The organism is Mesorhizobium sp. Arg314 (assembly GCF_053714275.1).
This window is the reverse complement of sequence record NZ_JBSKBP010000001.1, coordinates 315690-328068: the sequence shown is the minus strand read 5'-3', so window position 1 is coordinate 328068 and position 12379 is coordinate 315690. Positions and strand designations below refer to the sequence as shown.

General features: G+C 63.4%; 10 protein-coding genes. 9 read left to right on the top strand and 1 reads right to left on the bottom strand.

Annotated features, from left to right (window positions below; genetic code table 11):
• Window positions 1-3 precede the first annotated feature (3 nt).
• From ACWGS9_RS01455 to ACWGS9_RS01435, 5 genes are all read left to right on the top strand, one after another.
• Complete coding sequence (locus tag ACWGS9_RS01455) at window positions 4-735, top strand: CpaD family pilus assembly protein (protein WP_454503549.1); 732 nt, start codon at window positions 4-6, stop codon at window positions 733-735.
• A 30-nt stretch (window positions 736-765) separates the two neighbouring features.
• The gene (locus tag ACWGS9_RS01450) at window positions 766-2049 is read left to right on the top strand and encodes an AAA family ATPase (RefSeq protein ID WP_454503646.1); all 1284 of its coding nucleotides are present in this window, start codon (window positions 766-768) and stop codon (window positions 2047-2049) included.
• 30 nt (window positions 2050-2079) lie between these two features.
• Window positions 2080-3579: a CpaF family protein gene (locus tag ACWGS9_RS01445; RefSeq protein WP_454503548.1), complete on the top strand. Its 1500-nt coding sequence runs from the start codon at window positions 2080-2082 to the stop codon at window positions 3577-3579.
• A gap of 154 nt (window positions 3580-3733) precedes the next feature.
• Window positions 3734-4747: a type II secretion system F family protein gene (locus ACWGS9_RS01440; RefSeq protein ID WP_454503547.1), complete on the top strand. Its 1014-nt coding sequence runs from the start codon at window positions 3734-3736 to the stop codon at window positions 4745-4747.
• Between the two features lie 13 nt (window positions 4748-4760).
• Window positions 4761-5777, top strand: a complete 1017-nt coding sequence (locus tag ACWGS9_RS01435; protein ID WP_454503546.1) for a type II secretion system F family protein — start codon at window positions 4761-4763, stop codon at window positions 5775-5777.
• 156 nt (window positions 5778-5933) lie between these two features.
• Here the strand turns inward: ACWGS9_RS01435 and ACWGS9_RS01430 are convergent, their stop codons facing one another.
• Window positions 5934-6761 carry a tetratricopeptide repeat protein gene (locus tag ACWGS9_RS01430; protein WP_454503545.1) on the bottom strand — a complete coding sequence of 276 codons (828 nt, stop codon included), beginning with the start codon at window positions 6759-6761 and terminating at the stop codon, window positions 5934-5936.
• Window positions 6762-6884: 123 nt separating this feature from the next.
• Between ACWGS9_RS01430 and ACWGS9_RS01425 the strand changes: the two genes are divergently transcribed.
• From ACWGS9_RS01425 to ACWGS9_RS01410, 4 genes are all read left to right on the top strand, one after another.
• Complete coding sequence (locus tag ACWGS9_RS01425) at window positions 6885-8249, top strand: leucyl aminopeptidase family protein (protein ID WP_454503544.1); 1365 nt, start codon at window positions 6885-6887, stop codon at window positions 8247-8249.
• A gap of 73 nt (window positions 8250-8322) precedes the next feature.
• Entirely contained in the window at window positions 8323-8673 is a 351-nt protein-coding gene (locus tag ACWGS9_RS01420; RefSeq protein WP_140782196.1) for a MarR family winged helix-turn-helix transcriptional regulator, read from the top strand.
• A 75-nt stretch (window positions 8674-8748) separates the two neighbouring features.
• Window positions 8749-9609: a C40 family peptidase gene (locus ACWGS9_RS01415; RefSeq protein WP_454503645.1), complete on the top strand. Its 861-nt coding sequence runs from the start codon at window positions 8749-8751 to the stop codon at window positions 9607-9609.
• A gap of 230 nt (window positions 9610-9839) precedes the next feature.
• On the top strand, window positions 9840-12371 hold the full coding sequence (locus ACWGS9_RS01410) for a ligase-associated DNA damage response DEXH box helicase (protein WP_454503644.1): 2532 nt from the start codon (window positions 9840-9842) through the stop codon (window positions 12369-12371).
• Window positions 12372-12379 lie beyond the last annotated feature (8 nt).

Genomic DNA, 12379 nt, shown 5'->3' with positions numbered 1-12379 from the left:
GATATGTCCAAGTCAGCATCGAAAGTCATGACAGTTCGGACCGCATCCGGTATCGCGAGAATCCGTCTGCAGGTGATCCCGGCGCTGGCGATCGCCCTTGCGGCGTCGCTTGCCGGCTGCGCCAATCGCGACAGCATCACGGTCGGGTCAGTCCCGGACGATTACCGCACGACCCATCCGATCGTCATTGCCGAGAAGAACCAGAAGATCGACCTGCCGGTCGGCGCCGGCGATCGCGGCATGACAGGTGCCCAGCGCGACACGCTGCTCGGCTTTCTCGACGGTTACGACAAGAGCGCCGCGCCGACGCTGACGATCGCCATGCCGGCCGGCTCCGCCAACGAGATTGCCGCCCGGGCGGCAGGCCGCGATTTTGCCAGGCTCGCCATGGCGGCGGGCGTCAAGCGCAACCGTATCGTCATGACATCCTATCAGTCGGCTGTGCCGGAGGCGTCGGCGCCGGTGCGCGTCGCCTTCGTCGCAGTGCGGGCCCAGACCGACAAATGCGGGCGTTGGCCCGATGACCTGACGGAGACGTCGGAAAACAAGCACTATGCCGATTTCGGGTGCTCCTATCAGAACAACCTCGCGGCCCAGGTGGCCAATCCCAACGATCTGCTCGGGCCGCGCAAGCAGTCCGACATCGATGCCGAAAACCGCGGCGCGGTCATCGACAAGTACCGCGCGAGGGGCATCACCGGCGAATTCCTCGGCGGTTCTGAAGTGACGTACTGAGCCGCGCCAGACGACGGAAAGAGCATGACGATGAGCAATCTTGCCTACGACACGCCCGCGGAAACCGGCGACCTTTCGCAGCAGGACATCGCCGCCATGCAGGCGCTGCGTCCGGTGCCGCGCATTTCGATCCAGGCCTTCTGCGAGACCGAAGGCGTCGCCAACCCCGTGGAGCGCGCGGGTGAAGACCGCCGCATGGCCAAGGCCCATCTCAAGGTCCACATGGGCGGCGTCCCGACCGCGATCGAGTTCTACCAGTCCGCGCCGACACCGAACCTGATCCTGCTGGAATCGCGCAGCGAGCCGCAGCAGCTGCTCGAACAACTCGGCCAGCTCTCGGAATACTGCGATCCGTCCTCCAAGGTCGTGGTCATCGGCCACTACAACGATGTCGGGCTCTACCGCGAGCTTATCCGTTCGGGCATTTCAGAATATGTCATCGCGCCGGTCTCGATGACCGACATCGTCAGCGTCGTGTCGTCGATCTTCGTCGATCCTGAATCGGAGCCGATCGGCCGCTCGATCGCTTTCATCGGAGCCAAGGGCGGCGTCGGCTCATCGACCATCGCTCACAATGTCGCCTGGGCGATGTCGTCACTGTTCAAATCCGAAGTCGTCATCGCCGATCTCGATCTCGCCTTCGGCACCGCCAACATCAATTTCGATCAGGACCCGGCGCAAGGCATCGCCGAGGCCGTGTTTTCGCCTGAGCGGGTCGATGAGGTCTATCTCGACCGCTTGCTCGCGCAATGCGCCGAGCATCTGTCGCTGCTTGCTGCTCCCTCCACGCTGGAGCGCGTCTATGATTTCGATGCCGAGGCGTTCTCGCAGATCATCGAGACGGCGCAGCGCAGCGCGCCTTTGCTTGTGCTCGATATCCCTCACGTCTGGAGCGGATGGACGAAGAGCACGCTGATCAAGGCCGACGAGATAGTCATCACCGCCACGCCCGAGCTCGCAAATCTTCGCAACACCAAGAACATGGTGGATATGCTGAAGCGGCTGCGTCCGAACGATCCGCCGCCGAAGCTGATCATCAACCAGGCAGGTGTGCCGAAACGGCCCGAGATCGCGGCTTCCGATTTCGCCGAACCGCTCGGCATCACGCCCATGGCCGTGATCAACTTCGAACCGTTGCTGTTCGGCAATGCCTCCAACAACGGCCGCATGCTCAGCGAGATGGACGCCAAGAGCCCGGTCGTCACCACCATCAATGAGATAGCGCATGTCCTGACCGGACGCAGCGAAATCAAGGCAAAGAAGAAGGCGGGCCTGGGCTCCATCCTCGGCAAGCTCTCGCGCAACAAGAAGTGACGCTGATTGAGCGGCATCGGGTAGTCGATCATGTTTGGTAAAAGAGGCAAGGACGACGGCAACCGGGCAACGCCCGAATTCCGTCCGCCGGCATCTGCTCCCGCCGCTGCCGCTTCAACGGGAACGATGACGGCCGAGCGGCCGGCCGCGCCGACGTCCAGCGCGCCGGCCGCGCCGGCGCCTCGCCGTCCCGTCGAGGCGCCGCCGATGGCGTCAGAGCCGCCGAAAAGGGTCCAGCGCGAGCGCAGCGAACTCTACTACGACACCAAGAGCCAGGTTTTTTCCGCGCTCATCGATACGATCGACCTGTCGCAGCTCGCCAAGCTCGATCCCGAGAGCGCGCGCGAGGAAATCCGCGACATCGTCAATGACATCATCGCGATCAAGAACTTCGCGATGTCGATCTCCGAGCAGGAAGAGCTGCTCGAAGACATCTGCAATGACGTTCTGGGCTATGGACCGCTGGAGCCGCTGCTTGCCCGCGACGACATAGCCGACATCATGGTCAACGGCTCCAAGAACGTCTACATCGAAGTCAACGGCAGGGTCGAACAGACCGGCGTCCGCTTCCGCGACAATCAGCAGCTGCTCAACATCTGCCAGCGCATCGTCAGCCAGGTTGGCCGCCGCGTCGATGAATCGAGCCCGATCTGCGACGCGCGTCTTCCCGACGGCTCGCGCGTCAACGTCATCGCGCCGCCGCTCTCGATCGACGGCACCGCGCTCACCATCCGCAAGTTCAAGAAGGACAAGCTGACGCTGGATCAGCTGGTCAAGTTCGGCGCCATCTCGCCGCAAGGCGCGGAAATCCTCAAGATCATAGGCCGCGTCCGCTGTAATGTCGTCATCTCAGGCGGTACCGGCTCCGGCAAGACGACGCTGCTCAACTGCCTGACCAACTATATCGACCGCGAGGAGCGCGTCATCACCTGCGAGGATTCGGCGGAACTGCAGCTGCAGCAGCCGCATGTGGTCCGTCTCGAAACCCGGCCGCCCAATCTCGAGGGCGAGGGCGAAGTGACCATGCGCGACCTGGTCAAGAACTGCCTGCGCATGCGTCCGGAGCGGATCATCGTCGGCGAAGTGCGCGGACCGGAAGTGTTCGACCTGCTGCAGGCGATGAACACCGGTCACGACGGCTCGATGGGAACGATCCACTCGAACAGCCCGCGCGAATGCCTCAACCGTATCGAATCGATGATCGCCATGGGCGGCTATTCGCTGCCGCAGCGCACTGTGCGCGAGATCGTGGTCGGCTCGATCGACGTTATCATCCAGGCGGCCCGCCTGCGCGACGGCTCGCGCCGCATCACCCACATCACCGAGGTGGTCGGCATGGAAGGCGACGTCATCATCACCCAGGATCTTGTCCTCTACAACATCAAGGGCGAGGACTCGAGCGGCCGGCTGGTCGGCGAGCATGTGTCGACGGGCATCGGCCGCCCGCATTTCTGGGACCGCGCCCGCTATTATGCCGAGGAACAACGTCTCGCCAATGCGCTCGAGGCGATGGAGAAACGCGCTGACTGATGCAGCTGGAGGTCTAGAGCAATTCCAGGAAAAGTGTGAAACGGCCGGGCTCGGCGACTTCGCCGTAACTTTCCGTCCGGAATTGCGTGAAATTAAAGAGATAGAGCGGTTCGTCGTTTCCGTGAAACGATGAAACGCTCAGGGATACCGGTCGATGTTCGGAATTGACACCACCGTACTGGCTTTCATCGTGCTTGCCGGCTTCAGCGCAGGCGCGATAGCCTATGCTTTCCTGTTCACGCGCATCGACAACGAGAAGCAGGCCGGCAAGCGGCTTCAGACCATCAAGACAGCCGAAACCGACCGGTCCGTGGTGAAAGCCACGCGCGACCGCGCCTCGGAAGCGGTCAAGCGGCGCAAAAGTCTTCAGGACTCGCTCAAGCAGCTCGACGAGAAGCAGAAGGCCAACGATCGCAACGTCAAGAAACCGCCGCTGAGGGTCCAGATCCGCCAGGCCGGCATGCAGGTTCCGATCGAGCGTTTCTACATCTACTCCGCCGTCTGCAGCATCGTCCTGACGGCCATTCTCTTTTTCCTCGGCGCGCCTCTTTGGGCTCTGCCCGGTGCCCTGCTGGTGGGGGGCCTCGGCCTGCCGCGCTGGTTCGTTACGTTTCGCCGCACGCGTCGCGTCAAAGCCTTCCTGGAGGAGTTCCCGAACGCGCTCGACATCATCGTACGCGCGGTCAAGTCCGGTCTGCCGCTCAACGACGCGATCCGCCTGATCGCCACAGAGTCGCCAGAACCGGTCCGGTCCGAGTTCCGCCGCATCGTCGATTCCCAGCAGCTGGGCATGTCGGTGCCCGACGCCGCCTTGCGCATGTCCGAGACCATGCCGTGCAGCGAGGCCGGCTTCTTCGGCATCGTCATCCAGATCCAGTCACAGGCCGGCGGTAACCTGTCCGAGGCGCTGGGCAACCTTTCGCGTGTGCTGCGCGACCGCAAGAAGATGAAGGCCAAGGTCCAGGCGCTGTCGATGGAAGCCAAGGCATCCGCCGTCATCATCGGCGCCTTGCCTTTCGTCGTCGCCGTCCTCGTCTATCTGACAAGCCCGACCTATATCATGCCGCTGTTCACCACCAACGTCGGTAACCTGATTCTCGGCTGTTCGGGTGTCTGGATGTCGATCGGCATCCTGGTGATGCGCAAGATGATGAACTTCGAAGTGTAGGGGCGCGGATCCAGTGACAGAGCAGGTCGTCAAAACACTCACCGATCCTTCCTTCCTGATCGCGCTGCTGGTCGGCATCGCCGTGTTTGCGACCGTCTTCACCCTCATGCCCGCGCTCGGCGGCACTTCGCTCAAGTCGCGCATGAAAACCGTGGCGCTCGAACGCGACGAACTGCGCGCCAAGCAGCGCCAGCGTCTTGCCAACGAAGCCGACCGCCGCCGCAAGGGTCTGCGCGAGGAGCAGTCCATCGGCATGCGCAACATCGTCGACCGCCTGGATCTCAGGCGCGCGCTTGCCGACGAAAACACGATCCAGAAGCTCAAGGTCGCGGGCTTTCGCGGCCAGAACCCGATGACGCGTTTCCTCTTCTTCCGCCTCGTTCTGCCATTCGTCGGCTTTGCCCTGGCGGCGATCTACCTGTTCGTGCTCGGCGGCCTGCCGCAGCAGCCGGCGTTCGTCAAGCTGTTCGTCTGTGTCGTCGTCGCTTATGGCGGCTTCTACGCGCCCATCCTCTATGTCAACAACCGCGCGACCAAGCGCAAGCAGTCGATCCAGCTGGCGTGGCCTGACGCGCTCGACCTGATGCTGATCTGCGTCGAATCCGGCATGTCGGTGGAAGCGGCCTTGCGCAGGGTTGCCGACGAAATCGGCGCGCAGTCGGTGGCGCTTGCCGAAGAATTCGTGCTCACCAATGCCGAGTTGTCCTATCTGCAGGATCGCAAGATCGCTTATGAGAACCTGGCAAGCCGCACCGGCCTGGAATCGGTGAAGTCGGTGTCGCAGGCCCTGGTCCAGGCCGAACGCTACGGCACGCCGGTGGCGCACGCGCTGCGCGTGCTCGCCTCGGAAAGCCGCGACATGCGCATGAATGCGGCCGAGAAGAAGGCCGCGGCACTTCCGCCCAAGCTCACCGTGCCGATGATCCTGTTCTTCCTGCCGGTCCTATTCGCCATCATTCTGGGCCCGGCTGGCATCCAGGTCAGCCAGCGTGGTGTCTTCGGCGACCAGCACAGTTCCTCGAGCCAGTAGGCGAGCCCGTTCGCATCAGTCAAAAAGCCGCGCGTGGTCCGCGCGGCTTTTTATCTCCAGCAGTGATCGGCGCCCAGAGCAATTCCAGGAAAAGCGTGACTCGGTTTTCCGTCAGGAATTGCGTCAAAACAAAGAGATAGACAGCGCCGTACGCGGTCAGTTCGTGGCGACTTTCGCCTTGTTCTTGTCCTGATCCTTCAGCTGGCTCCAGGCGTTCTGCTGGGCAAGCATCTGGCGCAGATAGGCGACGTTGGCCTGGGCCTGCTCCGGCGAAAGCTCCTGCGAGGCGATCTTCTCGGCCTCGTCGAAGCGGCCCTGCAGGCCCACCACAAGCGCGAGGTTCTGTCGCACCCGGCTGTCGGCGCCGGGCTGTTGCGCGGCCGAACGCATATAGGTCTCGGCGGTGCGCAGGTCGCCTTCGAGAACATAGGACATGCCGAGATTGGACAGCACCGAAGGCTCGTTCGGCTTGAGTTCCAGTGCCTTCCTGTAGTTCTGCCGCGCTTCGTCTTTCTGGCCCATCTGGTCGAGAATGGCGGCTTCCGCCGAGACCAGCTTCCAGTCCGGATATTCGGGCGTCTGGGCGCGGCGCACGGCGTCGAGCGCCGGCTCGAACTGCCCGTTGGCGGCGAGCGCCTTGCCATAGGCGGCAAGCACCTCACGATCCTTGGGGTAGGCGATCGCCAGCTTGCGCATCACGGCCAGCGACTGATCGGCATCGCCATCCATCTGCAGGGCCGCCGCGAAATTTATCGCCATGCGCTTATCGTTGGGATTGCGGGCGTAGGATTCGCCGAGCCTGGATGTGGCGGCGTGCAGTTCGCCGGTCGACATCGTTTCCAGCGGCCTGCTGTCGGAGCGGGATATGGAGCCGGTGGTGAGCCTGCTGGTGCTGCCGCAACCCGCCACGCTGGCTGCCAGTGCCGCGATGAAGGCCGTGGTGATCAGACGCTTGGCTGTAAGGTTCAACGCTTTGATCGGCATCGGCGCCCGGTCTCCATTCCTGTGCGGCCATTGGCTGGCCGTCTTCCCTCCCGCAGAAATATTCTGTTAACCCTAACGGACCGTTAAGAAGCCGACTCGTCGTGTTCGGCCGGAGATCATCGCATGCCTGTCGAACTCGTCGAGCAAAAGCCGGACGCCTCCTTGCCTGTCTATCTGGTGGCAAGGGACGCCCTTGAAGCCGCGGCGCTGCCGCCGCCCGCCATCGCCTGGGCAAGGGCCAACGGGTTTTCCGGTGAGGCCGGGCGCACGCTGGTCTTGCCGGGCGAGGGCGGAGGCCTTGGCGGCGCATTGTTCGGCACGGGCGACGGCGAGAGCGCGCTTGCGCTCGGCGCGCTTGCAAGGGCGCTGCCTGAAGGCGATTGGCATTTTGCTTCGGACTTGCGGGAGCCCGATCTGGCTGCGCTGGCGCTGGTCCTCGGCGGCTACGTCTTCACCCGCTACGGCAAGAAACCGGGCAAGGCGTTGCGCTTTGCGCTTCCGGACGGCGCCGACCGTGCGCATGTCAGCCGCGTCGCCGATGGCGTGTTCCTGGCACGCGACCTCGTCAACACGCCGACCAGCGACCTCGGCCCGCTCGAGCTGGAAGAAGCCGCCAGGAAGCTGGCGGCCGCCCATGCCGCCGATATCTCCGTGATCTACGGCGATGATCTTCTGGCGCGAAATTTCCCGATGATCCACGCCGTCGGCCGTGCCTCTACCGGCGCGCCGCGGCTGATCGACATGACCTGGGGACCGACCGAAGCGCCGAAGGTGACGCTGGTCGGCAAGGGCGTCTGCTTCGACACCGGCGGCCTCGACATCAAGCCGTCGTCGGGCATGCTTTTGATGAAGAAGGACATGGGCGGCGCCGCCAATGTGCTGGGTCTCGCTTCCCTGATCATGGCGGCGAAACTGAATGTCCGGTTGCGCGTGCTGATTCCCGCCGTCGAGAATTCGATCGCCGGCAATGCCTTCCGGCCCGGCGACGTGCTGCGCAGCCGCAAGGGCATCACGGTCGAGATCGGCAACACGGACGCCGAAGGGAGGCTGATCCTGGCCGATGCGCTGGCGCTGGCCGATGAAGAGCAGCCCACCTTGCTGATCGACATGGCGACGCTGACCGGTGCTGCCCGCGTCGCGCTGGGACCCGATTTGCCGCCTTTCTACACCGCCGACGAGACGCTGGCGGCCGATCTGGCCGCCGCGTCCGTTGCGGTCGAGGATCCGCTCTGGCGCATGCCGCTGTGGCGTCCCTACGATGCTAAGCTCTCTTCGAAGATTGCCGACATCAACAATGTCACCACCGACGGTTTTGCCGGATCGATCACCGCAGCGCTTTTCCTCAAGCGCTTCGTCGAGAGGACTCACGGCTGGGCGCATTTCGACATCTTCGCCTGGAACCCGGCCGATCGCCCCTACGGCCTGGCCGGCGGCGAGGCGCAAGGCATTCGCGCGCTGGAGCGGATCATCGCTCAGCGATTTGCGTAGAGGCCAAGGAGCAAGTAGGCGGGCAAGCCGTCACTGAAACGGAACCGAAACAATTTGCCGGCATGCTTGGGCGATGTCGATCTCGATGCGCCCGAGCCAGGCCTTGCGACTGTGGCAGCAGGTGATGCTGGCCCAGGTGCGCGACGGCGCGCCGGATCTCACCATGCGCCAGACCGCGATCCTGTTCACCATCTATCTCGATCCGCCGCCCCATACGGTGCGCGGGCTGGCCGCCAAGCTCAATGTCACCAAGCCGGTGATCACCCGAGCCCTCGATACGATGGGCGCGCTGAAGCTGGTTTCGCGCCATCGCGACGAACTCGACAAGCGCAACGTGCTGATCAGGCGAACGGTGGAAGGCGCGCTCTTTGTCGAGCGCTTCGGCGATGGTATCGTCGCCAGGGCGCACGAACTGCCCATCTAGAGCATGATCCCGAAAAGTGGGAACCGGTTTTCGGATAAGATCATGCTCCAACAAAAATTCGACTGGATTATCGATTTGACCGCCAGGGATGCCCGCCTTCATGCCTTCCGCTCCGACCTTGCCGATGCGAGGCTGAAAGGCGAGGTCGCCGCCGACCGCTTCGTCATCGGCCGCCCGGCGCGGATCACGGCATCGGTCGCCGATCTGCGCAAGGCGCCGCGACCCGATGCGGGCGTGAACACACAGGCGCTGTTTGGCGACGACGTGCTGGTCTTCGAGGATGCCGAAGGCTGGGCCTGGGTGCAGGCTGAGCGCGACGGCTATGTCGGCTATGTGGCGGACAATCTCCTTGGTCAGCGCGACCATGCGCCGACGCACATCGTTTCGGTGCCGCGCACCTTCCTCTATCCCGGGCCGGATCTGCGCTTTCCGATAGGTGGGCAACTGTCGATGGGCTCCACCGTCACGGTGACCGGCTCGGCCGAAACGCGCGGCACGCATTATGCCTTGCTGCCCTCCGGGGAGGCGATCATCGCCAGACACCTGCGGCCGGTCGACGACATGGCGGACGACTATGTGACGGTCGCCGAAAACTTCCTCGGCACCCCCTATCTGTGGGGCGGCGTCTCCGGCTTCGGCATTGACTGTTCCGGCCTCGTGCAACTGTCGATGCGCATGACCGGCAGGCAAGTGCTGCGCGATTCCGATATGCAGGCGGCGAGCATCGGCACGCCGTTCGAGCCGGGTCCGGATTATTCAGGACTTCAACGCGGTGACCTCGTCTTCTGGAAAGGCCACGTCGCGATCATGACCGATGCCCGCGACATGATCCACGCCAACGGCCACACCATGCTGGTCTCGCGCGAGGGGCTGAAAGAGGCGGTTGACCGCATCGGCTATCTCTATGGCGGTCCGACTGGGTTCAGGAGGCCGTAGCGTCTTCACCTCTCCCCCTCCTGTGGGAGAGGTCGGATTGCCCCGATTTGTCCTTCGCAAATCGGATGGCAATCCGGGTGAGGGGTAAGTGGCGCCAAGCTGGAACACCCCTCATCCGTCTCGGCGCTGCGCGCCGATCCACCTTCTCCCACAAGGGGAGAAGGGAAGAATGATCCCCTTTTGTTCCGATTTTTCTTGGCGATTGCTTGCGGTCGCGCTACCTGTTGCGCGTGACCGAGCAGCCGCGCCTCGCCGAACGGAATGCCGCCGTCCTGCTGCCTGAGCCATTCGTCAAATGGTTCGGCGAAAAGGGCTGGTCCCCGCGCGTCCACCAGCTCGAGCTGCTTGCGAAGGCGCAAGCCGGCCAATCGGTGCTGCTGATTGCGCCGACCGGCGCCGGCAAGACGCTGGCCGGCTTCATGCCGTCGCTGACCGAGCTGGCCAACCGCCCAAAGCGAAAGCCGGGCCAAGCCCACCGCGGCATCCACACGCTCTACATCTCGCCGCTCAAGGCGCTGGCTGTCGACATCGAGCGAAATCTCGGCAAGCCGGTCGAGGAGATCGGACTGCCCGTCACCATCGAGACGCGCACCGGCGACACGCCTTCGCACAAGCGCCAGCGGCAGAAATTGGTGCCGCCCGACATCCTGCTCACCACGCCCGAGCAACTCGCGCTGCTGATCGCGTCGAACGACGCAAAGCGTTTCTTCGAGGATCTGCGCTACGTCGTGCTCGATGAATTGCATTCGCTGGTCACCTCGAAGCGCGGGCACCTGCTGGCGCTCGGGCTGGCGCGGCTGCGCGCGTTCGTTCCGGAATTGCAGACCATAGGTCTCTCGGCGACGGTAGCCGAGCCGGACGAATTGCGGCGCTGGCTGGTCAGCCAGGCTTCGCCCGGCGCGATGTCCGAACTGATCGTCGTCACCGGCGGCGCGAAACCTGAGATTTCCATCCTCGACTCTGAGGAGCGCGTGCCCTGGGCTGGCCATTCGGCGCGCTATGCCACGCCGGAAATCTACCGTGAGATCAAGCGGCACAAGACCACGCTGCTCTTCGTCAACACCCGCAGCCAGGCCGAGCTGCTGTTCCAGGAGCTTTGGCGCGTCAATGAAGACACTTTGCCGATTGCGCTCCATCACGGCTCGCTCGACGTCGCCCAGCGCCGTCGCGTCGAGAAGGCGATGGGCGAAAACGCGCTGCGCGCCATTGTCGCCACTTCCACGCTCGATCTCGGCATCGACTGGGGCGATGTCGATCTGGTCGTGCATGTCGGTGCCCCCAAGGGCGCCAGTCGCCTGGCGCAGCGTATCGGTCGTGCCAACCATCGCATGGACGAGCCTTCAAAGGCGATCCTCATTCCCGCGAACCGTTTCGAGGTGCTGGAGTGCCGGGCGGCGCTCGACGCGAACTATCTCGGCGCCCAGGACACGCCGCCGCTGGTCAATGGCGGACTCGATGTGCTGGCACAGCACGTGCTGGGCTGCGCCTGCGGCGCGCCGTTCCATGCCGACGCGCTGTTCGATGAAGTAAGGACGGCTGCACCTTACACCAGCTTGGATAGGCCAACCTTCGACAGGGTCATCGATTTCGTTGCCACGGGCGGATACGCGCTCAAGAACTACGAGCGCTATGCCCGCATCCGCTTGAACAAGGAAGGCCTTTGGCGGGTTTCAAATCCGGGTGTCGCCCAGCAATACAGGCTCAATGTCGGCACCATCATAGAAGTGCCGGCGCTGAACGTTCGCTATGTCCAGGCTGGCAGCCGAGGGGCAGCCTCGCGCGGCGGCAGGGTGCTGGGAAAGATCGAGGAAGCGTTTCTGGAGACTTTGACCCACGGCGACACTTTCATGTTCGCCGGCAGGATCTTGCGCTTCGAAGGTATCCGCGAAAACGAGTGCTTCGTCTCGAACGCACCGGGCAGCGACGCCAAAGTGCCCTATTACGGCGGCGGTAAATTCCCGCTTTCGACCTATCTCGCCGAGCAGGTGCGGGCCATGCTCGATGACCCGCAACGCTGGAAGAAACTGCCCGAGCAGGTGGCGGATTGGCTGCGGTTCCAGGCGGACAAGTCCGTATTGCCGAAACGGGACGATCTGTTGATAGAGACGTTTCCGCGCGGAAACCGCTTTTATCTCGTCGCCTATCCGTTCGAAGGCAGGCTGGCGCATCAAACGCTCGGCATGCTGCTCACGCGCCGCCTGGATCGGGCCGGCGCGAAGCCGGTAGGCTTCGTCGCCACCGACTACGCGTTGGCTATTTGGTCCCTGGCTGACATGGCCTGGATGTTCAAAAATAGGAAGCCTTCCCTGGCCGCGCTCTTTGATCAGGATATGCTTGGGGATGATCTCGAAGCCTGGTTCGCCGACAGCTGGCTGCTCAAGCGCACCTTCCGCAATTGCGCGCTGATTTCCGGACTGATCGAGAAGCGCCACCCCGGCAAGGAGAAAAGCGGTCGCCAGGTGACCGTCTCGACCGACCTTATTTATGACGTGCTGCGCAGCCACGAGCCCGACCATATTCTGCTGCAGGCCACCCGTACGGATGCCGCGACCGGGTTGCTCGATGTCAGCAGACTTGCCGAGATGCTCTCGCGCATCCGTGGTCGAATCATGCATAAGAATCTTGAACAGATATCGCCGCTGGCGGTGCCGATCATGCTCGAAATCGGCAAGATGCCGGTGAACGGCGAGGCTGATGAAGCCCTGTTGATGGATGCCGCTACCCTCGTTGAAGAGGCCATGGGGCCGGAGATGGCGGACTGAGAGAAGGC

Excerpts from the sequence above, each read along its gene's own strand:
- ACWGS9_RS01455 (WP_454503549.1), top strand. The coding sequence starts at position 4 with ATGTCCAAGTCAGCATCGAAAGTCATGACAGTTCGGACCGCATCCGGT.
- ACWGS9_RS01450 (WP_454503646.1), top strand. The coding sequence starts at position 766 with ATGAGCAATCTTGCCTACGACACGCCCGCGGAAACCGGCGACCTTTCG.
- ACWGS9_RS01445 (WP_454503548.1), top strand. The coding sequence starts at position 2,080 with ATGTTTGGTAAAAGAGGCAAGGACGACGGCAACCGGGCAACGCCCGAA.
- ACWGS9_RS01440 (WP_454503547.1), top strand. The coding sequence starts at position 3,734 with ATGTTCGGAATTGACACCACCGTACTGGCTTTCATCGTGCTTGCCGGC.
- ACWGS9_RS01430 (WP_454503545.1), bottom strand. The coding sequence starts at position 6,761 with ATGCCGATCAAAGCGTTGAACCTTACAGCCAAGCGTCTGATCACCACG.
- ACWGS9_RS01425 (WP_454503544.1), top strand. The coding sequence starts at position 6,885 with ATGCCTGTCGAACTCGTCGAGCAAAAGCCGGACGCCTCCTTGCCTGTC.
- ACWGS9_RS01420 (WP_140782196.1), top strand. The coding sequence starts at position 8,323 with ATGTCGATCTCGATGCGCCCGAGCCAGGCCTTGCGACTGTGGCAGCAG.